Source organism: Mesorhizobium cantuariense, from assembly GCF_042647205.1.
Taxonomy (GTDB): domain Bacteria; phylum Pseudomonadota; class Alphaproteobacteria; order Rhizobiales; family Rhizobiaceae; genus Mesorhizobium; species Mesorhizobium cantuariense.
This window is the reverse complement of record NZ_JBHRVD010000001.1, coordinates 7,344,621-7,369,806: the sequence shown is the minus strand read 5'-3', so window position 1 is coordinate 7,369,806 and position 25,186 is coordinate 7,344,621. Positions and strand designations below refer to the sequence as shown.

Sequence of the window (25,186 nt, the reverse complement as noted above, 5' to 3'; positions counted from 1 at the left end):
GTGTCACATCCGCCTTAAGAAAGATTTAGAGAGCCCCTCGCGCCCCTGCCGTCAAGCCGGGTGACGTTACGGAAAGTGAGGAAACTGTCGTTCAGGTAAACAAGGCGTATCGATCATTCGGCGGCCTGAAGTTTCGGCCGTGCGGGCGTGCTCGACAGGCGTTCGAGCAGCCTTTGGCGTTCGCCGGCGGCCTTTTGCGCGCTGGCTTGGCGAACGTGGCCATAGCCGCGGATGAGGGTCGGCACCGAGACCAGCGCAACCGCCGCATCGACCGTGGCCGGTGCCAGCGATCCGGCGACAAGCTCCAGATCCGCCTCGTACTGCGCCAGCAGCTGCCGCTCCATGCGCCGCTCGCCGGTGTAGCCGAACAAGTCAAAGGCGGTGCCGCGCAGGCCCTTCATCGCCGCCAGCAGGCGAAAACCCTTCATCATCCAGGGGCCGAAGCTCGATTTCCTAGGGCTGCCGTCATTGCCGCGCCGGCCCATGATCGGCGGCGCGAGATGGAATTCGAGCTTGTCGTAGCTCTGGAACTGCTTGCTCAATTCGGTGGCGAAGGAGCCGTCGGTATAGAGCCGCGCCACCTCGTACTCGTCCTTGATCGCCATCAGCTTGAACAGGTTCTTGGCGGCAGCTTGCGACACCGCGCTAGAACCGGGCACGGCCTTCGCTTCGGCGGCGCGCAAAACGGCCAGTCTTTCGCGATAACGCCTGCCATAGGCGGCGTTCTGATAGGCGGTCAGGAAGGCGACGCGGCGGGCGATGATGTCGTCCAGCGTCTCGGCGACATCGGCAGCCTGGCCGGTCTTTCCAGCGACGGTTGGGCCCGGCTGGGCGACGAGGCCGCGTACGAAATCCGGCTGATGGGCGGCCCGACGGCCCCAGCGGAAGGCGGCGACGTTCATCGCCACGGCTTCGCCATTGAGCTCGATCGCCTTCTCGACCGCCTCGGCCGACAGCGGCAGGCCGCCGTGCTGGAAGGCAAAGCCGAGCATGAACATGTTGGCGCCGAGCGAATTGCCGAAAAGTGCCGTGGCGGTGCGGGTGGCGTCGAAGAAATGCGCCTTGTCGTCGCCCGCGGCCGCACGGATCGCCTTCTTCAGGCGCTCTATCGGCAAGGTGAAATCGGCCGAACGGGCGAATTCGCCGGGCATGATCTCGGCGGTGTTGGCGACGAAGATGGTGTGGCCCTCGCGCACCGCGGTCAGCACCTTCTTGGCGCCCGACACGACGAGATCGCAGCCAAGCACGAGATCGGCCTTGCCGGCCGAGACGCGGATGGCATGGATGTCGTCGGGGGTGCGGGCGATGCGGACATGGGTGAACACCGAACCGCCCTTCTGGGCGAGGCCGGCCATGTCGATCATGCCGCAGCCCTTGTCCTCGAGATGCGCCGCCATGCCGAGCACGGCACCGACGGTGACCACACCGGTGCCGCCGACGCCGTTGATGATCGCCGCCCAGCCCTGCTCGCCAAGCGGGAATTCGGCGGGCACGGGCACGCCTTCCAGCGGGTCGGTCTTGCCGGCCAGGCCCTCGGCCTTGCGGATCTTGGCGCCGTGCACGGTGACGAAGGACGGGCAGAAGCCGTTGACGCAGGAGAAATCCTTGTTGCAGCTCGACTGGTCGATCTTGCGCTTGCGGCCGAATTCGGTTTCGACCGGCTGGATCGAGACGCAGTTCGACTGCACGCCGCAATCGCCGCAGCCTTCGCAGACCAGCTCGTTGATAAAGACCCGCTTGTCGGGATCGGGGAATGTGCCGCGCTTGCGGCGGCGGCGTTTTTCGGCGGCGCAGGTCTGGTCGTAGAGCAGCACTGAAACGCCCTTGACGTCGCGCAGCTCGCGCTGGACGAGATCGAGATCGTCGCGATGATGAATGGTGGCGCCGGCCGGGAATTCGGCCTTGCCGGCATATTTGTCCGGCTCATCGGTGACGATGGCGATGCGGTCGACGCCCTCGGCCCGCACCTGCCTGGCGATCATGTCGACGGTCAGGCCGCCTTCATGCGGCTGGCCGCCGGTCATGGCGACGGCGTCGTTGTAGAGGATCTTGTAGGTGATGTTGGCGTCGGTCGACAGCGCGAAGCGGATCGCCAGCGTGCCGGAATGGTTGTAGGTGCCGTCGCCGAGATTCTGGAAGATGTGCTCGCGCTTCGAGAACGGCGCCTGACCGACCCATTGCGCGCCCTCGCCGCCCATGGCCGTGAAGCCGAGGGTGTTGCGGTCCATCCACAGCGCCATGAAATGGCAACCGATGCCGGCAGCGGCGATCGAACCGTCCGGCACTTTGGTCGAGGAGTTGTGCGGGCAACCGGAACAGAAGAACGGCGTGCGCGAGCCGATGTCGGTGGCGTCGGCGAGCATTGCCTGGAACTGGCGCAGCTTTGCCACCCGCGCCGAAATCTCTTCCGACGGACCGATGGTTTTGACGATCCTCTCGCCAAGCGCAATGGCGATCTCGTTGGCGTCGAGCGCGCCCTTGGCCGGGAACAGCCAGTCGCCGCGCTCGTCCTTCTTGCCGACAATGATCGGCTGCGTGGCGGTGCCGTAGAGGCTCTCGCGCAGCTGGACCTCGATCAGCGAGCGCTTCTCCTCGACGACAACGATGGTGTCGAGGCCGCGGGCGAAATCGGCGATGTGATGCAGGTCGAGCGGCCAGGGGCAGCCGACCTTGAACAGCCGCACGCCGATGCGGTTGGCGGCCGCCTCGTCGATGCCGATGTCCTCCAGCGCCTGGCGGACGTCGAGATAGCTTTTGCCCAGCGTGATGATGCCGATCTTCGGGTTGCGGCCGCCCGAATAGACGATGCGGTTCAACCCGTTGGCATGGATGAAGGCGGAAGCCGCGGCGCGCTTGTGCTCATGCAGCCGCTCCTCCTGTCCGAGCATGTCGATCTCGTGGCGGATGTTGAGACCGCCTGATGGCATGTCGAAATCCGGCACGACGATGCTCAGCCGCTCGAGCGAGGCATCCACCGAGGCCGTCGATTCGATGTTGTCCTTGACGCATTTGATCGCCGCCCAGGTGCCGGCAAAGCGCGACATGGCAAAACCGTAGAGCCCGTAGTCGATGATCTCCTGGACACCGGCCGGGTTGAGGATCGGCACCATCGTGTCGACGAACAGGAATTCGGTGGCATGCGCGTTGGTCGAGGATTCGGCCATATGGTCGTCGCCCATCAGGGCCAGCACGCCGCCATGTTTCGACGAGCCGGCGAGATTGGCATGGCGGAACACATCGCCGGAACGATCGACGCCTGGCCCCTTGCCGTACCAGACCGAAAAGACGCCGTCATGAGTGCCCTCATCAAGCAGTTCCGTCTGTTGCGACCCCCAGCAAGCGGTGGCGGCAAGCTCCTCGTTGAGGCCTGGCTGGAAGACGATGTCGGCCTGCGCGAGCTGTTTCTTCGCCTTCCACAGCTGCATGTCGAGGCCGCCGAGCGGCGAGCCGCGATAGCCGGAAACAAAGCCGGCCGTGTTCAAGCCCGCTCGGCGGTCACGCTCGCGCTGCATCAGAAGCATGCGGATGACCGCCTGCGCGCCGGACAGGAAGATTCGCTCCTTGCCAAGGTCGAACTTGTCGTCGAGCGCGACGTCATGCAGCGTCATCAGGAATTTCCTCTGCGGAGGCCACGCGGGAGCAGGCAGCCAACGTCGGGGTCGGATGACGCATCCTTTCTCCCCTTGCAAGGCAGGTCAAACAAAATCGCAGGTACCAGGCAACGCGCAACGAACAGTCCGTGACCATCTCCAATCGGGTACGAAACCGACCAGCGGACGGTGCCCGGCGCACGAAAATTTCAGCTGCACCAGGGCTGGCAGCGACGCGTCAGATGCCCTTCGAGCAATCCGGCTTCGGTTCGCCCGGCAGCTTGCCGTCGGGATGGCCGACGAGATCGGGATTGGCGGTGTAGAGCTGGTCGATGACCAGCGGCCGGTCGGGCAGGATCGACTGGTCTTCCGTCGACATCAGCGTGGTGTCGATCTTCTGCAGGACCACACCGTCGGCCCCCTTGATGCTGATGGCAATCGCATAGGGCTTCTTCTTGACGACGCATGTCAGCGCCGGGCTCTCCAGCGTCACCTTGTCGAGCTTCGGCCAGACCTTCTGCTCGACCACCAATGGCGCGCCGCCGGCGGGATCCTGGAAGCTGACGACCGCCGTTTGACCCTCTCCCATCGGCTTCAGCGGCCGCAGGGTCACCATATAGGTCGCCCTGGCGAGGCGGTAGTTGAAGACGAATATCTTGCCGGAAATCTCGAACAGCTTGCCTTCGTCATTGCTGGTATCGCGGCAGGCGCCGAGCGCAATGGCGGCAATCAGGGCAGCGCCGACAACGATCGAACGGGAAAACCTTCTAAGCATCCTTGACCTCATTGGCCGCCATGCGGCGGCGGCGATAGTGACGACTGGCCTTCTGCCTGTTGCCGCACACCGCCATGTCGCACCAAAGACGGCTGGAATTGCGGCTTCTGTCGACGAACAGCCAGGTGCAGTTGGGACAGATCCTGAGCCTTGCGACGGTGTCGTCGCGCAGCAGCGACAGGGCGGAAACCGCCAGCGCCGCCTCGAAGGCGATCGGCGTCACCGGGTCGCCGAACGGCCTTCCCGGCGCACCGATCTCGGCCCGACTGCCAGCCAGACCATCGGCGCAGGCTCTCAGGAATCCCGGCAGATCGGTGGTGACAACCGCGCCCTTTGACGCCGCGCCGCGAAACAGCCGGTCCGTCGCCTCCCGGATCGACAGCACGACGGGTGCGATTGTCTCCGGTGACGGTGCCGCCAGCGGCCTGTCGCCAAGTTCGGCGGCGCGAAAGCGGCTCGCCGCATCGGCGAAGCGGGCAATCTCGGCCGGATCATCGAAGCGGTCGAAGGTCCTCTCCGGGTCGCCGCGCAGCACGACGGTGTTCGCCGTGTCGAGCGCAAGCAGGCCGCCGGTGAAGCGGTGCGGGGTCCAGGATACCGTCATGCCTAGAATCTAACCGATAAATCGCATTTGACAAGTTAGATTCAGCGATGCAAACCTTCACATGGGTGCGGTCTCCGCAGCCTTTGTCTTGCGCATGTCGTTGTCCCAAAGCCGCCGCGCTGTTTTGATCGACATGCTCCGAGGGTCTTGCATGCTCTATTTCTTCCAGCAGGTCCTCAACGGGCTGCATTCGGGCGCGCTCTACGCGCTGCTTGCCTTCGGCTATGTGCTGACCAACGGCATCCTGCACCGCACCAACCTCGCCTATGGCGCGCTGTTCGCCTTTTGCGGCCAGACGATGATCCTCACGGCTGCCTTCGGCTATCAGGTGCTGTGGCTGACACTGCTTGCGGCGGTGGCGCTCGGCATCGTCGCGGCTTTCCTCTATGCCGCGCTGATCAGCCACGTTCTGTCGCGCAGCGTCTTCGAACCGTTGGCCGACCGTACACCCAACGCAATCGTGGTGACGACGCTCGGCATCCTGCTGCTGCTGTCGGAGGCAAGCCGCATCGCCGCCGACACGCATGATCTGTGGCTGCCGCCGATGCTGGCGCAGCCCATCGTTTTCGCGCAGGGCGCGACCTTCAAGGCGACGCTGACACTCATCCAGCTCATCGATTGCGCGGTGGCGCTGGCCGCAATCGCGCTGGCCAGCTGGGCGTTTGCCCGCTCGAGCTTCGGCCGGCGCTGGCGCGCCGTCTCCGACGACCCCAAAGCGGCGGCGATGTGCGGCGTCGACGTGCGCGCGGTGTTCCGGCACGCGGTGCTGTTCGGCGGCTTCTGCGCCGCGCTGGCCGGTGTCATGGCCGGCCTCTATTACGGCAATGTCAGCTTCGGTTCGGGCCTCGTCTACGGGTTGAAGATCCTGTTCGTGACGGCGGTCGGCGGCTATCTCTCGCCACCGCGGGCGGCGCTGGGGGCGGCGGCCTTCGGCATGGCCGAATCGCTGTGGGCCGGCTATTTCCCGATGGAATGGCGCGATGCCTGGATGTATCTGTTCCTGGTCGCGACATTGGTGCTGATCGGCGCCGGCCGCGACACCGGCAAGATCGCCTGAACCATCAGACTTTGGTTGCATGACGCGGCGGCAGAAGCCGGTATCCGGCACCACCCTGCCCCACGATGATATTTTGTCGCCTCCATCCTTGTTGACCCGTCAGTCCACGCGCGGCATACCGTTGGACCACGCGGCGTGACGGACAAAAAGGGGGAAGCCGGCACGCCTCCGGTACCAGGGAGGAATGCATGGCAGGGCTTCTCGCTCTATCCAGGACCATTGATCGCGCCAACGAATTCATCGGCAAATGGGTGTCGTGGCTGATCCTGCTGGCGATCCTGGTGAGCGCCGCCAACGCCATCATCCGCAAGGTGTTCGACATATCATCGAACGCCTGGCTCGAGCTGCAGTGGTATCTGTTCGGCGCCGCCTTCATGCTGGCCGCCGCCTATACGCTGAAGCAGAACGAACATATCCGCATCGACGTCGTCTACGGTCTGTTTTCACGCCGCGTGCAGCACTGGATCGACCTGCTTGGCCATATCCTCTTCCTGATGCCGTTCGTGACGCTGATGGTGATCTATTTCGTTCCCTATGTGTCGCTGTCGTTTCGCAGCGGCGAGATGTCCAACAATTCCGGCGGGCTGATCATCTGGCCGGCCAAGGCCATCCTGCTCGTCGGCTTTTTCCTGCTCGCACTTCAAGGCATCTCCGAGATCATCAAGAAGATCGCCATCATGCGCGGCGACATGGACGATCCCAATCCGTTCATCTCCGCGCATGAGCAGGCCGAACTCGAAGCCAAGGCGCTGGCCGATGAGGTGCGCTCGTGATGGAGTTCATCGCGCAGAACATGGCGCCGATCATGTTCGCCTCGCTGATCCTATTCATGCTGATCGGCTATCCCGTCGCCTTTTCGCTGGCCGCAAACGGCTTGATGTTCTTCTTCATCGGCGTGCTCCTCTCGCCCTATTCCGGAGGATCGATCAACCTCGCCTGGCCGCTTCTGCATGCACTGCCGGACAATTTCTACGGCAGCCGGGTGATGTCGAACGACACGCTGCTGGCCATTCCGTTCTTCACCTTCATGGGCATCGTGCTTGAACGATCGGGCATGGCCGAAGACCTGCTCGACACGATCGGCCAGCTGTTCGGGCCGATCCGCGGCGGCCTTGCCTATGCGGTGATCTTCGTCGGCGCACTGCTCGCGGCGACCACCGGCGTGGTGGCGGCATCCGTCATCGCCATGGGCCTGATCTCGCTGCCGATCATGCTCCGTTACGGCTATGACCGGCGCGTGGCGGCAGGCGTCATCGCCGCGTCGGGTACGCTCGCCCAGATCATCCCGCCATCGCTGGTGCTGATCGTGCTCGCCGACCAGCTCGGCCGTTCGGTCGGCGACATGTATGCGGGCGCGCTGATCCCGGGCCTCGTGCTCACCGGCCTCTACATGTCCTACATCCTGATCATGTCGATCATCCGGCCGCACTCGATGCCGGCGCTGCCGCTCGAGGCCCGCAAGCTCGGCCATGGCGTGCTGTCGCTGCTGGTGGCGTTGGCGGCCACGGTCGCGGTTTCCTACGCGGCGTATCGCTATCTCGCGCCGGCGCATGGCGACAATGCCGACATTCTCGGCGCCACTGCCGGGGTGCTCTTCATCTACATCGTGGCCATTGCCGACAAAGGCCTGAACTTCAACATGATGTCCAGGCTCGCGCAGCAGGTGGTCATTGTGCTGATCCCGCCGCTGGCGCTGATCTTCCTGGTGCTGGGCACCATCTTCCTTGGCATCGCCACCCCGACCGAGGGCGGCGCCATGGGCTCTGTCGGCGCCTTGATCATGGCGGCGGCAAAGGGTCGGCTGTCGCTGGACGTGGTCAAACAGGCACTGACCTCGACGACGCGGCTGTCGTCCTTCGTGCTGTTCATCCTGATCGGCGCGCGGGTGTTCTCGCTGACCTTCTACGGCGTCAACGGCCACATCTGGGTCGAACACCTGCTGACCTCGCTGCCGGGCGGCGAGGTCGGCTTCCTGATCGGCGTCAACATGCTCGTCTTCTTCCTTGCCTTCTTCCTCGACTTCTTCGAACTGGCGTTCATCATCGTGCCGCTGCTGGCGCCGGCCGCCGACAAGCTCGGCATCGACCTGATCTGGTTCGGCGTGCTTCTGGGCGTCAACATGCAGACCAGCTTCATGCACCCGCCCTTCGGCTTCGCGCTGTTCTACCTGCGTTCGGTCGCCGCGCGCGTGCCCTATCTCGACCGCCTCACCGGCAAGCAGATCGCGCCGGTGACCACCGGACAGATCTATTGGGGCGCCGTGCCCTTCGTCTGTATCCAGGTGATCATGATCGGGCTGACCATCGCCTTCCCGCAAATGGTGATGCACTACAAGGGAACGACCGTCGACCCGGGCACGATCGACTACAAGGTGCCGGAACTGCCCGGCCTGTCGCCGCTCGGCACGCCGCCGGCGGATGGCGCAGCGCCTGCCGGTGGCGGCACGGCGCCGGCCGCTCCCGCCGCCCCCGACCTGTCGCAACCGCCGAGCTTCGGCGATCCGGCACCGGCCCAACCGGCGGCACCACAGCCCGATCTGTCGCAACCGCCAAGCTTCAACTGAACCGGCATGGGCAACATCATGAAAGCGGTGCGGCTGGAAGCGCTGGGCAGCGTCGTGCTGCGCGAAGCCGACAAGCCTGACATCGGGCCGGATGAGCTTCTGGTGCGCGTCGAAGCCTGCGGCGTCTGCGGCACGGACCGGCATCTGTTTCACGGTGAATTTCCGTGCACGCCGCCGGTGACGCCCGGCCATGAGTTCTCCGGCATCGTGGAGGCGATCGGACAATCCGTATCGGGCTTTGCCGTCGGCGATCGCGTGACCGGCGACCCCAACATCGCCTGCGGGCGTTGCGCGCATTGTCATGCGGGGCGGGTCAACCTCTGCAGCAATTTGCGCGCCATCGGCATTCATCGCGACGGCGGCTTTGCCGAATATCTTGCCTTGCCGCAGAAGCAGGCTTTTGTCCTGCCTGCGGACCTCGATCCGATGCACGGTGCGTTCTGCGAGCCGCTCGGCTGTTGTTTGCATGGCGTGGACCTTGCCGAGATCAGACCAGGCAGCTCGGTGGTCGTGCTTGGCGGCGGCGTGATCGGCCTGCTCACTGTGCAACTGGCAAGACTGGCTGGGGCCACGACCATCATCCTGTCGACCAGGCAAGCCTCGCGGCGCGCGCTCGCTAGGGATTTCGGCGCGACAGTGACGGTCGATCCGACCGCCGCCGATGTCATCGATGCCATCGCCGGGCCAGCGGGTCTGGTGCCAGGCGGAGCCGACGTGGTGTTCGAATGCGCGGGCGTGCGAGAGACCGTCGAGCAGTCGATGCGACTGGCCCGCGCCGGTGGCACGGTCATCATCGTCGGCGTGACACCGCAAGGCATGAAAGCCGAATTCGAGCCCTTCGACCTGCTGTTTCGGGAACTGAAGGTGCTCGGCTCCTTTCTCAATCCCTACACCCATCGCCGCGCCGCCGAACTCATCGCTTCCGGTGCGATCGAAATCGACAGGCTGATCTCCAGGCAGGTGCCGCTCGAAGAGGCTGCAGCGGTGATCGCCAATCCACCGGCGCCGGGCGAGGTCAAGGTGCTGGTGGTGCCAGGTCGAAGCTGAATCCCCAGCTTCGCCTCCCGGGATATACAGAAAAGCTCCCTGAGCGGGTTCCGCCCAGAGAGCTTTTGAGCAGACGTCCGGACGACTACAGCTTGCCGTTGCGCTGCTGGACCATCATGAAGGTGTCGTAATTGTATTCGGCCACCTGCGCCCAGAGATAGTGCTCCTTGCGGAAGCCCTTGATCGATTCCCAGATCTTCTTGAACGGGGCGTTAGAGCCTTCCATCTCGGCATAGACCTCGTTGGCCTTTTCGAAGCAGGCGGCCATGATCTCCTGGCTGAACGGGCGCAGCTTCGCACCGCCGGCCACCAGCCGCTTCACCGCTGCGGGGTTCAAAAAATCGTATTTCTGCAGCATGTTGGCGTCGGCCGCCTGTGCCGCGGTGCGCAGCAGCGACTTGTAAGCCGGCGAAAGCTCATCGTATTTCGCCTTGTTGAACATCAGGTGAACGGTCGGGCCGCCTTCCCACCAGCCGGGATAGTAGTAATAGGGCGCGACCTTATAGAAGCCGAGCTTCTCGTCGTCATAGGGGCCTACCCATTCGGCGGCGTCGATGGTGCCTTTTTCCAGCGCCGGATAGATATCGCCGCCGGCGATCTGCTGCGGCACGACACCGAGCTTCTGCACCACCTTGCCGGCAAAGCCGCCGATGCGCATCTTGAGGCCGGAAAGATCGGCCACCGTGTTGATTTCCTTGCGGAACCAGCCGCCCATCTGCACACCGGTGTTGCCGCCAGGCAGGCCGAAAAGGCCCTGCGTGGCGAGAAACTCGTTGAACAGGTCGATGCCGCCGCCATGGTAGTGCCAGGCATTCATGCCGCGCGCGTTGAGCGAAAAGGGAACCGCCGCACCGAGCGCCCATGTCGGGTCCTTGCCCCAGTAATAATATGCCACCGTGTGGCAGGCCTCGACCGTGCCGGCCGTGGTGGCGTCGGCCGCCTGCAGGCCTGGCACGAGTTCACCTGCGGCGAAGACCTGGATCTGGAAGTTGCCGTCGGTGGCTTCCGACAGCATCTTAGAGAACACCTCGGCGCCGCCATAGATCGTATCAAGCGACTTCGGGAAGGACGACGCCAGCCGCCACGTCACCTTGGGATTGGACTGGGCTATTGCAGGCGCCGCCAGCGTGGCCGCCGCCGCTGCGGCACCGACGCCAGTAACACCGGCCTTGCGAATGAATGAACGACGATCCATGCAGTTCCTCCCTTTTGGATCAAACAGACCGAGATTCGGGAACATCCTCGATATCCCGGCTCAGTCTGGGGTAAAACAATACACAGGCAAGAAGTCGAGTCCAGCACGCCGGCCCGATTTGACGGCGAAGCCCAGCTGCCCTGCAACTATAGTCTAACAGGCCGTTTCGTGGCCCATGCGACACGCTGAAACTTGGCATGGAAAAATACCCAGGGATCGCCTATTTTAGAGGCAGGACATCCCTTGCCCAGATGGAACACAGAGCCAAAATGCATCAGCCGCTCGTCGCCATATCGACCGACGTCCGTCAGTTCGACAACTACACCTGGCATGCCGCCCCGCAGCAATATCTGGAAGCGGCGATCACCGGCGCCGGCGTGTTTCCGCTGCTTGTGCCGTCGTTCGGCGACCGGCTCGATTTCGATGAACTTCTGTCGTCGGTCGACGGCGTCATGGTCACCGGCTCGAAATCCAATGTGCATCCCTCGCTCTATGGCGGCGATGCCAGTGAAGCCAATGGCCCTTATGATCCGGCGCGCGACGCCACGACGCTGCCGCTGATCCGCCGGGCGATCGAGCGCGGCGTGCCGCTGCTCGCCATCTGCCGCGGCATCCAGGAGATGAACGTGGCGCTGGGCGGTACGCTGGGCACCGAGATTCAGGAGCGCGAGGGTTCGCTCGACCACCGCGCGCCGGTGAGCGACAAACAGGACGAACGCTTCGCCATCCACCAGACCATTTCGATCAAGCCGGACAGCTGTCTGGCCGGCGTGTTCGGTGCCGGCGACATCAAGGTCAATTCGTTGCACCGCCAGGCGATCGACCGGCTCGGCCCGAAGCTGCAGATCGAGGCAGTCGCCGGCGACGGCACGGTCGAGGCGGTTTCGGTGCGCGACGCCCGCGCCTTCGCCGTCGGCGTGCAATGGCATCCGGAATATTGGGTCAAGTCGGACAGCAACTCGGTGAAAATATTCCGTGCCTTCGGCGATGCGGTTCGCCTGCACGCCGCGGCGAAGGCTGGAGCGCGGGCCGCAGCGGAATAATCAGTCGCCGGATTTCGAATCACCGATAGCAGCCAGCGACAGCAGCGGCAGCGCCGGGGCATAGGATTCGTAGCCATTGCCGTCGGCAGCCGCGAATGTGACGATCGGATCGACACCGTTGGCGCTGAAGGCAACCGTGCCGTCGTTTTGCTCGCGCCAGAACTTCGCCTGCTCTATGCCCGGCAAGAGCCGGCGGCATTTGGGAGCAACGGTGAGCAGGGACAAACCGTCCGAAATTTCGGCCCCGCGGCTGACCGCACAGACCGCCTCATCGCCATTGGCGACCAGCCTGTAGCTGTTGGACGGGGCGGCCTCGTTGGCCACGCTTTCCCCGCTGCCGCCATGAAACAGCTGAATGCCACCAAACAGCGCTGCGGCAGCGATCAATGCGGAAAGTGCTTTCATCATTCTTCATCCACGTACACGGACAGGTTGAAGAATGATTCCAAAGGGTTAAGCTGACGTTAATAAATGTGGCGGCCACCGATCAGCCTCATTTGTCTGTTGACGCAATTCCCAAGGGAAAGCGCTATGCGCTTTTCCCGGGAAAACCGCTTCACACTTTTCCTGGAATTGCTTTAGCCCTCACATTCGCCGTCTCGGGCACCGGTGTCAGCGGCCGGCGCTCGGTGAACCAGGACACCAGATTGTCGACGCACAGATCCGCCATGGCGCGGCGCGTATGGTCCGAGGCCGAGCCGACATGTGGCAACAGCGAGGTGTTCGGCGCGTCGAGCAGCGCCTTGGGCACGTTCGGTTCGTCGGCAAAGACGTCGAGGCCGGCAGCGGCGATGGTGCCGTTGGCAAGGGCTGTCGCAAGCGCTGCCTCGTCGACAGTGCTGCCACGGCCGATGTTGACGAAGACGCCGTTGGCGCCGAGCGCCGACAGGATTTCGGCGTTGACCGCCTTCTCCGTCGAGGCACCGCCCGGCGCCACCGAAATCAGCGTATCGACGGCTTCGGCAAGGCCTTGCAGCGTCGGGTGGTACTGGTAGGAAAGACCTTCGACACGGCGCCGATTGTGGTACGCGACCGGCAGGCCAAAGGCTTCGAGACGCCGGGCGATGGCCTGCCCAATGCGACCCATGCCAAAGATACCGACCTTTCGCCCGCGCAAGGTCAGCCGGCTCAGCGGATAGTTGCCCTTGCGCAGCCAGCTGCCGTCGCGCAACCAGGTTTCAGCACGCGGCAGGTCGCGGACAGTGTTGATCAGCAGTCCGATCGCCGTGTCGGCGACTTCCTCGGTCAAAACGTCGGGTGTGTTGGTGACCATGATGTTCTTCGCGGCCGCATGGCCGACATCGACCGAATCATAGCCGACGCCAAAGGAAGCGATGAGTTCGAGATTGGGCAGCGCATCCATCATCGCCGCGTTGATGCCGGCGAACGAAGCGATGCCACGCACGTTGCTGCGCATCTCGTCGGTGACCAGCGCCGGATCGGCACGTTCGATCGTGACACGCCTGAACGTGTGGTTGATGCGGTCGACCGCGTGGTCGTTGAAATCGCCCGGCACCAGAATGGCGACGGTCTGCAGCTGTTCGGCCTTGGTCATGCACGCTCCACCGGCTTGCCGGTCGACTGACGCACATGCAGTTCCGGCTTGATCAATTCCTGCGAAGGCCGCACCGTCTGCCCGTTGAGCTTGTCCAGCAGCGCGCTGGCGGCGCGGCGGCCGACCTCGCGCTGGCCGTTCCAGACCGTGGTCAGCGCAGGCGTCGCGATCGCCGCTTCTTCGAGATCGTCATAGCCAGTGACGGAGATGTCGACACCCGGCACCAGGCCGGCACGAGCGATGCCGTTCATCAGGCCGATGGCGACGAGGTCGTTCCAGCAGCAGGCAGCGGTCGGTCTGTCCTTCAGCGCCAGGAACTGCCCGGCGGCCTCGAAGCCGGCCTGCTTGGTGCGCGGGCCGGCGATGCGCCAGGACGGCCTGACTTCCAGCCCGGCCGCGTCCATGGCGTTGACATAGCCCTGGTAGCGGTCGCGGCCGGTCGAGGTCTGGTCCGTGCCGCCGATCATGGCGATGCGTTTGTGGCCGAGCGAAATCAGATGATTGGTGGCGAGCCCTGTTCCATAAGAGTCGTCGCCGCGAAAGACCGGCACGTCGGCGCCCTCGACGGTGCGCGCGATCAGCACCGCCGGTAGGCCGTTCTCCTCGGCCATCACGATGTCGGAAGCCGGTGTGCCGATGGCCGGCGACATGATGACGCCGTCGGCGCCGAGCTGCAAAAGCGTGTCGATGAACGTGCGCTGCTTTTCGAGCTGATCATAATGGTTGGACAAGATGAAGGTCTGCCGGCTGCGGTCGAGCTCGCTTTCGATCGAGCGCAGGATCTCGGCGAAGAACGGGTTCATGATGTCGTGGACGACGACACCGACGATACCCGACCGCGAGGTGCGCAGGCTGGCGGCGCGGCGGTTGTAGATATAGCCGATGGCGCGGGCATGTTCCTTGATGCGGTCGCGGGTGGTGCCGGCAACCAGAGGGCTGTCGCGCAGCGCCAGCGAGACCGTGGCCGTGGACACGCCGAGCGCATCCGCGATCGTCGAAAGCTTGATTTTCTGTGCCAGCGACCTGTGCTCCCCAGACCTGAATTTCCAGACCTAAACTGTTTAAAGGCGGCGTTATGCCACCGATCGGGGGCAAATCAAAGTTTTTTTGCCAGCGCTTCCGCCTCGACATCCGAGGCCGCGCGGCTCTGCAGCCGAAGCCGATGCTCGCGATGGACGATGTAGAGGCCGCTGGCGACGATGATGGCGGCGCCGACCAGCGTCCAGCGGTCGGGAAACTGCTTGAAGACGATCCAGCCGGAAATGATCATCCACACCATCTGCGAATAGGGATAGGGCGCCAATGCCGTGGTTGTCGCCAGCCGGTAGGCCTGGACCAGCAACCAGTGACCGACGCCGCCGAACACGCCGAGCATCAGCAGCACGAACCAGTGCCAGCCGTCATGCGGCAGCGAAAACGAAAATGGCAGCAAGGGCAACAACAGCAGAGCCGGCGCCAGCGCCGAAAACAGGGTCAGGCTCTCCGACGTCTCGGTCGCCGACATGCGGCGCGTCATGATGACGTAGAAGCAGTTCGACAGCATCGAGCCGAGCGCAAACAGATGTCCGATGCCGAAAACACCGACGCCCGGCCGGGTGATGATGAGGACACCGGCAAAGGCCGCCAGGATCGCCAGCCAGCGCCGCCAGCCCGCCCACTCGCCAAGCAGCGGACCGGCCAGTGCCGTGATCACCATCGGCCCGAAGAAATAGATCGAGGTGGTCTCGGCCAGTTGCAGAGACCGAAGCGCCAGGACGTTGAAGATGGTCGACCCGAACAGGAACAGGCCGCGCAGCACATGCGCCGGCAGATTGACCGGGCGAAACCGCACCGGTTGGCGCCAGCCGCGCAGCAGCGTGCCGACCAGCACCACATGCACGGCAAAGCGCACCCAGGCGACGATCAGCACGGAAACTCCGGCAAGGACGAGATATTTGCTGCTGGTGTCGAGGAAGGTGAAGCAGACATAGGTGGAAAGCATGCACAGGATCGCCACCGGGGGCGTCGCGCTTTCTGGATGTCTTTGGGGAGCACTCACTTGCAGGCCGGGTGGGAAGCTGGGCTGGAGCCCACCTTTGCGGGAATTGCCGGCTCGCGGCAAGCCAATTGTCGGCCGCCGCCACGCCAAAGCCCGCTGGCACAACAACAGCCGTCGACAGGCTTAAGGTGTATTGATATTCAGGTGATGCCGGCCTGCGAATGGCAGTTTTCTGCGCTTCCGGTGCTCACATACTTAAGTACGCTCCGCTCCGGTTCTCGAAAACTGCCATTCTCGGCTCGGCCTGACCTGAATCTCAACACACTTAGTCCATGCTCCCGGAAACTAGGCGTGCATGCGGGCACCCTTGGTGATCTTGTCGACGACCTTCTTCTCGGCACGAAGCGCGACACCGACCACCTTGGCGTCATCAGGCGCCGATTCGGCGAAGACGGCGCGGTTGGCCGCATCAAAGCCGGTCGCGAACATCTCCTCGATATAGACCGAGGTCGTCACGCCGCGCTCCAGGGTGCGCCTGTGGATCGTGCCCAGCGTTGCCTGGTCGGCGGACAGCACGATGACCGGCTGGACCGACAGCGGGTTGTAGAGATTACCGGCGCGGTCGCGATAGGGTTCGCCGATGGTTTCAGGAAACTGCGCGACGATGCCGCTGGTCAGAAAAGCGGTGACGTTGAGTTTCTGCCAGACGGGCAGATCTTCCCGGAGCACGATTGCAAATTTCGTATCGAACATGAGAGATAGACCATTCGAAGTTGCGCCCCAAAGCGAGGCTGAAGGAGACGATGCCGCACGATCTAGACAGCCAGGCCTTCCAGGGTCTTGGACGTTTGTGCGTTGATGCGGCGGAAAACTGCATTATCTCCGCCTCCGACCCCGCCGGCATGGAGCGGATCGAGGCGCGCTTCCATGGCAGCGCCTTCGACCTGCATCGCCACGACACCTATGCGATCGGGGTGACGCTGCACGGGGTGCAGACGTTTCGCTATCTCGGCGCAACGCGCCACAGCCTGCCCGGCCAGATCATCGTGCTGCACCCCGACGAACTGCATGACGGCGGCGCCGGCACCGAGGACGGCCTGCGCTACCGGATGCTCTACCTGGAGCCGTCGCTGATGCTCGACTGCCTTGGCGGCGCGTCGCTGCCTTTTGTCAGGGATGGCGTGGTGACGGACGCGGCCTTCCGTGCAACGCTGCTTTCGGCGCTGGGGCCGCTGGAGCAGGAACTCGACGAGTTGTTCGTCGACGACTTCCTGACGCAACTGATGCAAAGCCTGACACGGCATGGCGGCCAACCGGCGAAGCCGATGGCCAGAACGGCGTGGCGGGCGGCCGCACTGGCGCGCGATTATCTCACGGAAAACCTGACACGGCCGGTGCGTTCCGGCGAACTGGAAGCGATAACCGGGCTCGACCGCTATGCCTTGTCACGGCATTTCCGCGCCGCTTTCTCGACCAGTCCGCATCGCTTCCTGGTGATGCGCCGGCTTCAGCGCGCGCGGCGGATGATCGCCGCCGGCGAGCCATTGGCGCAGATAGCGGTCGAAGCCGGCTTCAGCGACCAGAGCCATTTTATCAGGCAATTCAAGAAGGCGTTCGGCATGACGCCGGGGCGCTGGTCGTCGCTGGTCCATGGATCCGCCGCAACGGCGGCCTGATCGCCTGCCTGCGTAAATCGGCTGATCAGTCGTCCGACTCGGCGTCGTCGTCGATGAGCACCAGCTCCTCGTTCGAGAGGTTGGCCTCGATGCGGGCAAGCAGCTTGAACAGCGCCTTCTGGTCCTTCTTGTCGAGGCCCTTCAGTGCCTGTTTCTCGGTCTTCTTCACCGATTTCTCGATAGCATGAATGATGTCGCGACCAGTGTCGGTGAGGAAGATATGCGCCTGGCGAGCATCAGCCGACGAGGCGCGTTTTTCAAGAAAACCCTGGGCCTGCAGCCGGTTGATGGTCTTGGTGATGGTGGGCGGGCGCACGCCGAGGCGGCCGGCAAGATTGCCAGGCGTCTGGCCATCCTCACGGTCGAGCGACAGCATGATCTGGTCCTGGCCGGCATAGAAGCCGTGTGCCAGAAGCCGTGCCGCCAGCGCGGTTCTTGCCAGCCTTGCCGCCGAATGCAGCCGGCTCATTGTCGCAGTCTTGTCCGCCTTGGCCATGGTCATCCCTCTTCGGCCGTACCGGTGCGGGCAGCATAGAGGCAGCCGGCCGGTTGGCAATCGACGATCAAAAAGATTCCGGTGCTTCAAACAGCTTTGCCGGCAAGCATTGTGGTGTCCGCCGTGGCTAATGCCAGATGTTTATTTCAGTTAGATGACAAACGAATTCGCGGCCGGAGTTTTCGCCGCGAGCAGGGTGGTGAGCGAATGCCGCTCAGCCGGGCTTCACCGCGACGATCATCAGCGCCTGATAGGCATCCTTGACCTCGCGCAGTGCGGCCTGCGACTGCGGTCCAGCCCGCCTGGCGATGCCGTCCGCGGCATTCGAGGTGTCGCGCTTGCCGGGCCGGTCATTGTAGGGGGCGACCGTGGTGAAGATCTGCTCGCTCAGACTGTCGGGAAAGAACAACTGGCCGGTCATCACCGACCTGTCGTCGGGGAAGACCTTGAAATGGATATGGGTGGTGCGGCCGCGATACCAGCCGGGATAGATGGTGGCGAACGAAACGATGCCGCTCGCGTCGGTCTTCTGCCAGCCACGCAGGAAGGTCTGGCCCGACGTGTCGACGTCCCGGCCGTCACCTTGTCCCGGATAGCCGGAATAGGCACCTTGCGCGTCGCAATGCCAGATGTCGACGCGGGCGCCGGCAAGCGGGCTGCAGGCCGCGTCGACGACCTGCAGCCGAACGTCAAGGGCTATGCCCTTCTTGCCCTCGGTGACATCGGCACGTTCGAGTTTCGGATCGAAATAGAACGGTCCCTCGGTCACTTCAGGCGTAATGGCGCAGACGCCCGCACCGGTTTCGAACAGGGCCAGTCCGGCATAGGGCGAAGACTGTGTGGCTGAAGACTGGGCGGCCCTTGCGGCGGCCGGCAGGAAAGCACCGCCGCCGGCGGTGACCGCGATCAGGCCGAGCGCCTGGCGCCGGCTCAACGAGGAGGAGGATGGCTTGCCGGACATATCTTGCCTCTCGAATTGCCTCCCGCGTCCTGATCTAGGCGGTCACAGCGGCTCTCGCCAGTCAAAATTCGGTAATGTCGGCAAGCCTGTTTGGCCCATCGGTTTGCCCCGTGCAAAAGCCCCTCACACATCCTATATGGAACCGACGATCCCTTTTCTCAGGCCGAATTTTCGAGGCCCAGATAGTTCGAGGCAAGCCATGAGCGACGCACAGACGCAGATCCCCGTAACCGTTCTCACCGGCTATCTCGGCGCCGGCAAGACGACGCTGCTCAACCGCATCCTGTCGGAAAACCACGGCAAGCGCTACGCCGTCATCGTCAATGAGTTCGGCGAAATCGGCATCGACAACGACCTGATCGTGGAATCCGACGAGGAAATCTACGAGATGAACAATGGCTGCATCTGCTGCACGGTGCGCGGCGACCTGATCCGCGTCGTCGAGGGCCTGATGCGCAGGCCGGGCCGCTTCGACGCCATCGTCGTTGAGACCACCGGGCTCGCCGATCCCGTGCCGGTGGCACAGACCTTCTTCATGGACGACGACGTGCGCTCCAAGACCAGGCTAGACGCGGTGGTGGCGCTGGTCGACGCCAAGCATCTGCCGTTGCGGCTCAAGGATTCCAGGGAAGCCGAGGACCAGATCGCCTTCGCCGACGTCGTCGTGCTCAACAAGACCGACCTCGTCACCCCCGAAGAGCTCGCCAAGGTCGAGGCGACGATCCGCGCCATCAATCCGGCGGCGAAGATCCATCGCACGACGCGAGCCGGCGTCGCGCTGACCGAAGTGCTCGACCGCGGCGCCTTCGACCTGTCCAGGGCGCTGGAAAACGACCCGCATTTCCTCGAGGCGCATGACGATCACGATCATCATGACCACGATCATGACGGCCACGATTATCACCATCATGATCATGACGGGCACCACCATCACGCTCATGCTTCAGACATCCATGACGTGACGGTGCAGTCGGTGTCGCTGCGCGGCGGCGAGATGGACCCGAAGAAATTCTTCCCGTGGATCGAGAAGATCACCCAGATGGAAGGCCCCAACATCCTGCGGCTGAAAGGCATCATCGCGCTCAAGGGCGACGATGAACGCTATGTCATCCAGGGCGTGCACATGATCATCGAAGGCGACCACCAGCGCGCCTGGAAGGACGGCGAAAAGCATGAGAGCCGGCTGGTGTTTATCGGCAGGGAACTCGACGCCGAGCGGCTGAAGAAGAGTTTTGACGCCTGTCAGGCATAAGTCATTCTCGTAGCGCTGTTTAGGGTGGGTTGAATATTTCCTGGTGTACACATATCATGTGTACACCATATCAGCGGCGAGGAGTGACCTATGTCTAGATCAGCCGACAACAAGACCGAGCGCTACCAAATCCGCATTCCGCCTGAGCAGAAGGCGATGATCTCCCGCGCCGCAGCGCTATCGCACAAGGACATGGCCGACTTTATCCTCGATAAGGTCGTGCCAGAAGCGCAGGCTGTGATCGAAGCAGCCGAGGTGACGAAGGTGTCCGGTCGCGATTTCTCGCGCATCCTCGACCTGTTGGAGCACCCGCCAAAACCCAACGCCAAGCTCAAGGCCGCGATCGCTGCCTTGCCGGATACTCTGTGACGCTTCCGTCCTGGCACGAAGAGCCGATTGCGAAACGTCACGATCGGGCTTCCTTCGATTGCGGCGACGCGCAGATGAACGACTTTCTGCGGCGGTTCGCGCGACAGAGCCACGATCAGAATGCAGCCAAGACCTTCTGTGCGATCGATGACGCGGCTTCGGAGCGTATCCTCGGTTTCTATACGATCGCACCGTCTGCAGTCGCCCATGAAACCGTGCCCGAAGCCATGACGAGAGGCTTGGCCCGACACGAGGTTTCCGGTTTCAAGCTTGCCCGGCTCGCGACCGACCGCACCATTGCAGGGCAAGGGCTCGGCGGTCAGCTGCTTGCTGCCGCGGCGTTGCGCTGCCTACGGCTTGCTGGCGAGGGCGGCGGCATCCTGCTCATCATCGATGCCAAGAGCGAGCGGGCGGCAAGGTGGTATGTCAGCTATGGCGCCGAGCACCTCCAGGGATCGGAGTTGACCCTGGTGATGCCCCTGGCGACGTTTGCAACCGATCTGCGGGACAAGGGACTGCTTTGACTATCGTCTCCCGCGCCTCGCCAATCCTCATATTGCCGGAACCGCAAACGTCGAGTAAGCCGCCGGGTTCTCCCTGCAATCTCGTCCAGGTGAATAAAGATAACCATGCCAACCATCGCCCCACTCGATCTCGAAGGCCACTGCATCGCCGCCGTCTTCCTTGGCGACGTGCCGCATTTCGCGTTGGCCGACGGCGCCATCCACCGGCTCGACCATGGCCACAAGACAATTCAGGCCAATGACGGGCTGCTCGCCGCCTTTCATGATGCGGCCAATGACCGGCTGATCACCGGTGGCGAGGACGGCAAGGTGTTTGCCGTGAAAGCCGGCGGCGAGGCCACGGAATTGGCAAGCGCCGCCAAGAAGTGGATCACCAGCGTCGCCGCCGGACCGCAAGGTGCCATCGCCTATGCGACAGGCAAGACCGCCTTCGTGCGCTTTGCCGATAGCAAGACCAGGGAATTCACCCATCCGCGTTCGGTCGAGGGGCTGGCCTTCTCGCCCAAGGGCATGCGCTTCGGCGTCGCCCGCTACAATGGCGCGACGCTGCATTTCCCGGCCGCCGAGGGCAAGCCGGTGGAGCTCGAATGGGCCGGCGCCCACACCGGCATCACCTTCTCGCCGGATGGCGCCTTCCTCGTCACCACCATGCAGGAAAACGCATTGCACGGCTGGAAGCTCGCCGACGGCAAGCACATGCGCATGACCGGCTATCCCGGCAAGGTCAAAAGCCTGTCGTGGAGCGTGAAGGGCAAGTGGCTGGCGAGCTCGGGCGCGCCGGCGGCGATCGTCTGGCCGTTCTCAGGCAAGGACGGCCCGATGGGCAAGGCACCGCTGGAACTCGGCACCCGCGGCAACGCCATGGTGACGGCTGTCGCCTGCCACCCGAGCCAGGATGTCGTCGCCGTCGGCTACGATGATGGCATGGTGATGGCGGTGCGTTTTGCCGACGCCAAGGAAGTGCTGTTGCGGCGACCAGGCAAGGGCGCGATCACCTCGATGATGTGGGACAAGGAAGAGCGCCGCGTCGCCTTCGGCAGTGCCGCCGGCGACTGCGGCGTCATCGACATCACTGCCTGACCCCGCTCACTCTGCTCCGCACGATACTTTGCCGCTGACTTCAACCGGTTTGCCGTCCTGGTCCGTATCCGCGGCGTCGTAGATGGAGAGCGTATAGCTCCCGTCGTAGACGCCTTCGTCGCTGGTCTTGGTCAGGATCGTCAGTTCGACCGAATTGAACTTTTGCGCGACCTCGTGCTCACGATAGATGTTCAGCCGCAATTCCTTGCCGTCGAGCCAGTACTGCGTCAGGTTGGAATCCTCGAACACGGTCTTGCGCAGGCTGTCGCCGGCAGGCCGGCTCAGAATTTCGAGGTTGCCGCGAAAGTTGAAGGTCGGCCCGCCCATGCCTCTGGTGACGCCGGCCTCGACCTCGAATATCACCGCCGCGTCGTCGGTGGAGCACCAGATGCCACCCGACGCGAAGGCGGCGCCAGCCGACGACAGAAGCATTGCCACACACATGATCGTTCGCATTTTGCCCCTCCACCTCAATTCCCGCTCATATTGGCGCTGACTTCGGCAGCACGGTCAAGCGCCGCTGCCAAAGGCTGAGCCAACGCAGGATGGATGCGCGGCCAATTGCGGATGCGGACACGGATTGGCTAAGAGGGATCGACCAGAGGGGTTTTTCATGCATAGCGACACGTCCAAGACGTCCATCGGCGGCATCGGCCGCGACCGCATTGCCGAATTGCGCGAGACCGAAGGAGCAGCCTTCCGCAAGGCGCGACCGCAATCGCAAGCTAGGGCCGGCAACGGCCTGCCCGGCTTCTTCGGCGGCGTGCCGATGCACTGGATGAACGACTGGCCGACGCCGTTTCCGATCCTGGTCGACAGCGCCAAAGGCGCGACCATCACCGACATCGACGGTATCAGGCTCGACGATTTCTGCCTTGGTGACACCGGCTCGATGTTCGGCCATTCGCCGCCGCCGGTGGCGCGCGCCATCCGCCGCCAGGCCGGGCGCGGCCTGACCTACATGCTGCCTTCGGAAGATGCGCTCGCCATCGGGCCGCTGCTGCAGCAGCGCTTCGGCCTGCCGTTCTGGCAGATCGCGACGACGGCGACCGACGCCAACCGCTTTGTATTGCGCGTTGCCCGCGCCATCACCGGCCGGGAGAAGATCCTGGTCTTCAATGGCTGCTACCACGGCTCGGTCGACGAGACGATGGTGCGGCTGATCGACGGCAAGCCCGTCAACCGGCCGGGATTGGCCGGCGAGTTCCGTGACCTGACCCGTACGGCCAAGGTCATCGAGTTCAACGATGTTTCAGCACTCGAAGCCGCGCTTAGGGATAAGGATGTCGCCTGCGTCATCGCCGAACCGGTGCTAACCAATTCCTGCATGGTGCTGGCCGATCCAGGCTTCCACGATGCCCTGCGCAAACTAACGCGCCAAGCCGGCACACTGCTTCTGATCGACGAGACGCATACGATCTCGACCGGCCCTGGCGGCTACACCAGGAAGTATGGGCTGGAGCCGGACTTCTTCGTCCTGGGCAAGCCGATCGCCGGCGGCGTGCCGGCCAGTGTCTGGGGCATGAGCGACGACGTTGCCTCACGCTACGCGGATTACAACAGGACCAAGGAGCCGGGCTATTCCGGTATGGGCACGACACTCTCGGCCAACCCGCTGCAGTTCGCGGCGATGCGCGCCACGCTCGAAGAGGTGATGACCGAGGGAAATTATGACCGGATGGATCATCTGGCGCGGCGGCTCGACGCCGGATTGACCGGCGTGATCGACCGCTATCGCTTGCCCTGGCATGTTTCCCGCGTCGGCGCTCGTGTCGAGTTCATCTGCGCGCCCGGCCCGCTGCGCAATGGCGCCGAGGCGGAACTGGCGCATGCACCGGAACTGGAGGCAGCCATCCATGTCGCGTTGGTCAATCGCGGCGTGCTGATCGCGCCCTTCCACAACATGATGCTGATCTCGCCGGCGACATCAGGTGCCCAGGTCAACCGGCTGATCACCGCCTTCGGCGCGGTTGCGGCAAAGCTTGCGGCATGAGACAAGCGGCGATGGACCATCCCAATGCTATAATGACCTCACCTTCGGGCTCGACACCCGCCGAGGCGCAAGCCTTTCTCGATGCCCATCCCGAGATCGAAGCCTTCGATATCGTGCTGACCGATGCCAATGGCGTCGGCCGTGGCAAGATCGTGCGCCGGCATGAGCTGAAGAGCATCTTCGAGGGCGGCCGCCATATGCCGATCTCGATCCTTGGCCTCGATATCACCGGCGAGGATGTGCACGAAACAGGGCTGATCTGGACCACCGGCGACGGCGACCTCAGGGCATGGCCGATCCCCGGCACGCTGGTGCCGCTCTATGGCACGAGCCCGCCGCGTGGCCAGTTGCTGATGGCGATGTACATGCTCGACGGCCGGCCGATGTCGTCGGATCCGCGCCTGGCGCTGGCGCGGCAGGTGGAGATCCTGGCGGCCAAGGGTCTCTATCCTGCCGCCGCGTTCGAGCTTGAATTCTTCCTGCTGGCCAATGAGCGCGATGCCGACGGCAAGGTGCAGCCGGCGCGCGCCGTGCTCGATGGCCGCGTCTCGGGCAAGACCGAGGTCTATTCCGTCGATCACCTGCACGGCATGGAGCCGCTGTTCTCCGACATCTATGCGGCGGCCAAGGCGCAGGGCATTCCGGCCGAGACAGTGATTTCCGAATATGCGCCCGGCCAGTACGAATTGACGCTGAACTACCGCAAGGACGTGATGCGGGCGGCCGACGATCTGGTCATGTTGAAGCGGCTGGTGCGGGCGCAGGCGCGCCGCCACGGCGTCACCGCCTGTTTCATGGCCAAGCCGATCGAGAAATATGCCGGCTCGGGCATGCATTTCCACGTTTCGCTGCAGGACAAGGCCGGCCGAAACGTCTTTGCCGAAGCCGGCGGCGAGAGCTGGTCGCTGCCGCTGCTCCAGGGGCTCGGCGGCCTGATCCAGACGATGGCGGAATCGATGCTGGTGTTTGCGCCGCATGCCAATTCGTGGCGGCGCTTCGTCTCGCAATCCTATGCACCGGTGGCGCCGACCTGGGGCGTCAACAACCGCTCGGTAGCGCTGCGCGTGCCGGCTAGCGACGCCAAAAACCGGCGCATCGAGCACCGCCCGTCCGGCGTCGATGCAAACCCCTATCTGATCGCCGCAACCGTGCTCGCCGGCATCATCAAGGGTCTCGACGAAGGTCTCGATCCCGGTCCCGAAACGACTGGGAATGGCTACGAGGCGGCAGTCACGCGCACGACGATGCCGGTCGACTGGCGCGCCGCGATCGAAGCCGCGCGAGCATCCAGCTTCTTGAAGAGCGCGCTCGGCGAAGACCTGCACCGGACCTTCGTGGCGATCAAGCAGTCCGAGTACCTGCGCGTCGCGCGCACGGTCAGCGAACTGGACTACCACCTCTATCTGCACGAGGTGTGAGCCAAATCGC

24 protein-coding genes are annotated in these 25,186 nt (G+C 63.7%); 12 read left to right on the top strand and 12 right to left on the bottom strand.

The window, feature by feature from the left end; all coding sequences use genetic code 11:
* Positions 1–113: 113 nt before the first annotated feature.
* The 3 genes from ACFOJ9_RS36050 to ACFOJ9_RS36040 all read right to left on the bottom strand — a co-directional run bounded on the left by ACFOJ9_RS36050 (position 114) and on the right by ACFOJ9_RS36040 (position 4,969).
* On the bottom strand, positions 114–3,608 hold the full coding sequence (locus ACFOJ9_RS36050; RefSeq protein ID WP_378986507.1) for an indolepyruvate ferredoxin oxidoreductase family protein: 3,495 nt from the start codon (positions 3,606–3,608) through the stop codon (positions 114–116).
* A gap of 220 nt (positions 3,609–3,828) precedes the next feature.
* Positions 3,829–4,365, bottom strand: coding sequence for a hypothetical protein (locus ACFOJ9_RS36045; protein ID WP_378986505.1), 537 nt, complete (start codon positions 4,363–4,365; stop codon positions 3,829–3,831).
* Positions 4,358–4,969: a CGNR zinc finger domain-containing protein gene (locus ACFOJ9_RS36040; protein WP_378986503.1), complete on the bottom strand. Its 612-nt coding sequence runs from the start codon at positions 4,967–4,969 to the stop codon at positions 4,358–4,360. The genes ACFOJ9_RS36045 and ACFOJ9_RS36040 overlap by 8 nt, the downstream gene beginning before the upstream one ends.
* Positions 4,970–5,120: 151 nt before the next feature.
* Between ACFOJ9_RS36040 and ACFOJ9_RS36035 the strand changes: the two genes are divergently transcribed.
* The 4 genes from ACFOJ9_RS36035 to ACFOJ9_RS36020 all read left to right on the top strand — a co-directional run bounded on the left by ACFOJ9_RS36035 (position 5,121) and on the right by ACFOJ9_RS36020 (position 9,636).
* Entirely contained in the window at positions 5,121–6,026 is a 906-nt protein-coding gene (locus ACFOJ9_RS36035) for a branched-chain amino acid ABC transporter permease (RefSeq protein WP_378986501.1), read from the top strand.
* Positions 6,027–6,214: 188 nt separating this feature from the next.
* Entirely contained in the window at positions 6,215–6,799 is a 585-nt protein-coding gene (locus tag ACFOJ9_RS36030) for a TRAP transporter small permease subunit (RefSeq protein ID WP_256749208.1), read from the top strand.
* Complete coding sequence (locus tag ACFOJ9_RS36025; protein WP_378986499.1) at positions 6,796–8,589, top strand: TRAP transporter large permease; 1,794 nt, start codon at positions 6,796–6,798, stop codon at positions 8,587–8,589. The genes ACFOJ9_RS36030 and ACFOJ9_RS36025 overlap by 4 nt, the downstream gene beginning before the upstream one ends.
* An 18-nt stretch (positions 8,590–8,607) precedes the next feature.
* Positions 8,608–9,636: a zinc-dependent alcohol dehydrogenase family protein gene (locus ACFOJ9_RS36020; protein ID WP_378988284.1), complete on the top strand. Its 1,029-nt coding sequence runs from the start codon at positions 8,608–8,610 to the stop codon at positions 9,634–9,636.
* Positions 9,637–9,721: 85 nt separating this feature from the next.
* On the opposite strand, the gene ACFOJ9_RS36015 is transcribed toward ACFOJ9_RS36020, so the two are convergent.
* A complete protein-coding gene (locus tag ACFOJ9_RS36015; RefSeq protein WP_378986497.1) occupies positions 9,722–10,831 on the bottom strand; it encodes a TRAP transporter substrate-binding protein in 1,110 nt (369 codons plus the stop codon).
* A 269-nt stretch (positions 10,832–11,100) separates the two neighbouring features.
* On the opposite strand from ACFOJ9_RS36015, the gene ACFOJ9_RS36010 reads away from it, so the two are divergent.
* The gene (locus tag ACFOJ9_RS36010; RefSeq protein ID WP_378986495.1) at positions 11,101–11,874 is read left to right on the top strand and encodes a gamma-glutamyl-gamma-aminobutyrate hydrolase family protein; all 774 of its coding nucleotides are present in this window, start codon (positions 11,101–11,103) and stop codon (positions 11,872–11,874) included.
* On the opposite strand, the gene ACFOJ9_RS36005 is transcribed toward ACFOJ9_RS36010, so the two are convergent.
* From ACFOJ9_RS36005 to ACFOJ9_RS35985, 5 genes are all read right to left on the bottom strand, one after another.
* Positions 11,875–12,279 carry a hypothetical protein gene (locus ACFOJ9_RS36005; protein WP_378986493.1) on the bottom strand — a complete coding sequence of 135 codons (405 nt, stop codon included), beginning with the start codon at positions 12,277–12,279 and terminating at the stop codon, positions 11,875–11,877. It lies immediately after the preceding gene.
* A 151-nt stretch (positions 12,280–12,430) separates the two neighbouring features.
* The gene (locus ACFOJ9_RS36000) at positions 12,431–13,429 is read right to left on the bottom strand and encodes a 2-hydroxyacid dehydrogenase (protein WP_378986491.1); all 999 of its coding nucleotides are present in this window, start codon (positions 13,427–13,429) and stop codon (positions 12,431–12,433) included.
* Positions 13,426–14,448, bottom strand: a complete 1,023-nt coding sequence (locus tag ACFOJ9_RS35995) for a LacI family DNA-binding transcriptional regulator (protein WP_292180338.1) — start codon at positions 14,446–14,448, stop codon at positions 13,426–13,428. Before ACFOJ9_RS35995 ends, ACFOJ9_RS36000 begins: the two co-directional genes overlap by 4 nt.
* Before the next feature lie 77 nt (positions 14,449–14,525).
* Entirely contained in the window at positions 14,526–15,410 is an 885-nt protein-coding gene (locus ACFOJ9_RS35990) for a DMT family transporter (protein WP_378986489.1), read from the bottom strand.
* A gap of 342 nt (positions 15,411–15,752) precedes the next feature.
* Positions 15,753–16,160 (bottom strand): DUF2000 family protein, encoded by a 408-nt coding sequence (locus tag ACFOJ9_RS35985; protein WP_378986487.1) that lies wholly within the window; start codon positions 16,158–16,160, stop codon positions 15,753–15,755.
* Between the two features lie 50 nt (positions 16,161–16,210).
* Here ACFOJ9_RS35985 and ACFOJ9_RS35980 point away from each other — a divergent pair, with 50 nt between their 5' ends.
* Entirely contained in the window at positions 16,211–17,083 is an 873-nt protein-coding gene (locus ACFOJ9_RS35980) for an AraC family transcriptional regulator (protein ID WP_378986486.1), read from the top strand.
* Positions 17,084–17,108: 25 nt separating this feature from the next.
* Here the strand turns inward: ACFOJ9_RS35980 and ACFOJ9_RS35975 are convergent, their stop codons facing one another.
* Together ACFOJ9_RS35975 and ACFOJ9_RS35970 are read right to left on the bottom strand one after the other, a co-directional pair.
* Positions 17,109–17,579 carry a MarR family winged helix-turn-helix transcriptional regulator gene (locus ACFOJ9_RS35975; RefSeq protein WP_183445899.1) on the bottom strand — a complete coding sequence of 157 codons (471 nt, stop codon included), beginning with the start codon at positions 17,577–17,579 and terminating at the stop codon, positions 17,109–17,111.
* 214 nt (positions 17,580–17,793) lie between these two features.
* Positions 17,794–18,540 carry an intradiol ring-cleavage dioxygenase gene (locus tag ACFOJ9_RS35970; RefSeq protein WP_378986484.1) on the bottom strand — a complete coding sequence of 249 codons (747 nt, stop codon included), beginning with the start codon at positions 18,538–18,540 and terminating at the stop codon, positions 17,794–17,796.
* Positions 18,541–18,739: 199 nt separating this feature from the next.
* Here ACFOJ9_RS35970 and ACFOJ9_RS35965 point away from each other — a divergent pair, with 199 nt between their 5' ends.
* The 4 genes from ACFOJ9_RS35965 to ACFOJ9_RS35950 all read left to right on the top strand — a co-directional run bounded on the left by ACFOJ9_RS35965 (position 18,740) and on the right by ACFOJ9_RS35950 (position 21,765).
* Positions 18,740–19,792 (top strand): CobW family GTP-binding protein, encoded by a 1,053-nt coding sequence (locus ACFOJ9_RS35965; protein WP_378986482.1) that lies wholly within the window; start codon positions 18,740–18,742, stop codon positions 19,790–19,792.
* 90 nt (positions 19,793–19,882) lie between these two features.
* Positions 19,883–20,161: a type II toxin-antitoxin system TacA family antitoxin gene (locus ACFOJ9_RS35960; protein ID WP_378986480.1), complete on the top strand. Its 279-nt coding sequence runs from the start codon at positions 19,883–19,885 to the stop codon at positions 20,159–20,161.
* The gene (locus ACFOJ9_RS35955; RefSeq protein ID WP_378986478.1) at positions 20,158–20,685 is read left to right on the top strand and encodes a GNAT family N-acetyltransferase; all 528 of its coding nucleotides are present in this window, start codon (positions 20,158–20,160) and stop codon (positions 20,683–20,685) included. Before ACFOJ9_RS35960 ends, ACFOJ9_RS35955 begins: the two co-directional genes overlap by 4 nt.
* Positions 20,686–20,790: 105 nt before the next feature.
* Positions 20,791–21,765, top strand: a complete 975-nt coding sequence (locus ACFOJ9_RS35950; RefSeq protein WP_378986476.1) for a WD40 repeat domain-containing protein — start codon at positions 20,791–20,793, stop codon at positions 21,763–21,765.
* Positions 21,766–21,771: 6 nt separating this feature from the next.
* On the opposite strand, the gene ACFOJ9_RS35945 is transcribed toward ACFOJ9_RS35950, so the two are convergent.
* Positions 21,772–22,221, bottom strand: a complete 450-nt coding sequence (locus ACFOJ9_RS35945; RefSeq protein ID WP_378986474.1) for a hypothetical protein — start codon at positions 22,219–22,221, stop codon at positions 21,772–21,774.
* A 157-nt stretch (positions 22,222–22,378) separates the two neighbouring features.
* On the opposite strand from ACFOJ9_RS35945, the gene ACFOJ9_RS35940 reads away from it, so the two are divergent.
* Positions 22,379–23,758: an aspartate aminotransferase family protein gene (locus tag ACFOJ9_RS35940; protein WP_378986472.1), complete on the top strand. Its 1,380-nt coding sequence runs from the start codon at positions 22,379–22,381 to the stop codon at positions 23,756–23,758.
* Between the two features lie 32 nt (positions 23,759–23,790).
* Complete coding sequence (locus ACFOJ9_RS35935; RefSeq protein WP_378986470.1) at positions 23,791–25,176, top strand: glutamine synthetase family protein; 1,386 nt, start codon at positions 23,791–23,793, stop codon at positions 25,174–25,176.
* Positions 25,177–25,186 lie beyond the last annotated feature (10 nt).

Excerpts from the sequence above, each read along its gene's own strand:
- ACFOJ9_RS36050 (WP_378986507.1), bottom strand. The coding sequence starts at position 3,608 with ATGACGCTGCATGACGTCGCGCTCGACGACAAGTTCGACCTTGGCAAG.
- ACFOJ9_RS36045 (WP_378986505.1), bottom strand. The coding sequence starts at position 4,365 with ATGCTTAGAAGGTTTTCCCGTTCGATCGTTGTCGGCGCTGCCCTGATT.
- ACFOJ9_RS36040 (WP_378986503.1), bottom strand. The coding sequence starts at position 4,969 with ATGACGGTATCCTGGACCCCGCACCGCTTCACCGGCGGCCTGCTTGCG.
- ACFOJ9_RS36035 (WP_378986501.1), top strand. The coding sequence starts at position 5,121 with ATGCTCTATTTCTTCCAGCAGGTCCTCAACGGGCTGCATTCGGGCGCG.
- ACFOJ9_RS36030 (WP_256749208.1), top strand. The coding sequence starts at position 6,215 with ATGGCAGGGCTTCTCGCTCTATCCAGGACCATTGATCGCGCCAACGAA.
- ACFOJ9_RS36020 (WP_378988284.1), top strand. The coding sequence starts at position 8,608 with ATGAAAGCGGTGCGGCTGGAAGCGCTGGGCAGCGTCGTGCTGCGCGAA.
- ACFOJ9_RS36015 (WP_378986497.1), bottom strand. The coding sequence starts at position 10,831 with ATGGATCGTCGTTCATTCATTCGCAAGGCCGGTGTTACTGGCGTCGGT.
- ACFOJ9_RS36010 (WP_378986495.1), top strand. The coding sequence starts at position 11,101 with ATGCATCAGCCGCTCGTCGCCATATCGACCGACGTCCGTCAGTTCGAC.
- ACFOJ9_RS36005 (WP_378986493.1), bottom strand. The coding sequence starts at position 12,279 with ATGAAAGCACTTTCCGCATTGATCGCTGCCGCAGCGCTGTTTGGTGGC.
- ACFOJ9_RS36000 (WP_378986491.1), bottom strand. The coding sequence starts at position 13,429 with ATGACCAAGGCCGAACAGCTGCAGACCGTCGCCATTCTGGTGCCGGGC.
- ACFOJ9_RS35990 (WP_378986489.1), bottom strand. The coding sequence starts at position 15,410 with ATGCTTTCCACCTATGTCTGCTTCACCTTCCTCGACACCAGCAGCAAA.
- ACFOJ9_RS35985 (WP_378986487.1), bottom strand. The coding sequence starts at position 16,160 with ATGTTCGATACGAAATTTGCAATCGTGCTCCGGGAAGATCTGCCCGTC.
- ACFOJ9_RS35980 (WP_378986486.1), top strand. The coding sequence starts at position 16,211 with ATGCCGCACGATCTAGACAGCCAGGCCTTCCAGGGTCTTGGACGTTTG.
- ACFOJ9_RS35975 (WP_183445899.1), bottom strand. The coding sequence starts at position 17,579 with ATGGCCAAGGCGGACAAGACTGCGACAATGAGCCGGCTGCATTCGGCG.
- ACFOJ9_RS35970 (WP_378986484.1), bottom strand. The coding sequence starts at position 18,540 with ATGTCCGGCAAGCCATCCTCCTCCTCGTTGAGCCGGCGCCAGGCGCTC.
- ACFOJ9_RS35965 (WP_378986482.1), top strand. The coding sequence starts at position 18,740 with ATGAGCGACGCACAGACGCAGATCCCCGTAACCGTTCTCACCGGCTAT.
- ACFOJ9_RS35960 (WP_378986480.1), top strand. The coding sequence starts at position 19,883 with ATGTCTAGATCAGCCGACAACAAGACCGAGCGCTACCAAATCCGCATT.
- ACFOJ9_RS35950 (WP_378986476.1), top strand. The coding sequence starts at position 20,791 with ATGCCAACCATCGCCCCACTCGATCTCGAAGGCCACTGCATCGCCGCC.
- ACFOJ9_RS35945 (WP_378986474.1), bottom strand. The coding sequence starts at position 22,221 with ATGCGAACGATCATGTGTGTGGCAATGCTTCTGTCGTCGGCTGGCGCC.
- ACFOJ9_RS35940 (WP_378986472.1), top strand. The coding sequence starts at position 22,379 with ATGCATAGCGACACGTCCAAGACGTCCATCGGCGGCATCGGCCGCGAC.
- ACFOJ9_RS35935 (WP_378986470.1), top strand. The coding sequence starts at position 23,791 with ATGACCTCACCTTCGGGCTCGACACCCGCCGAGGCGCAAGCCTTTCTC.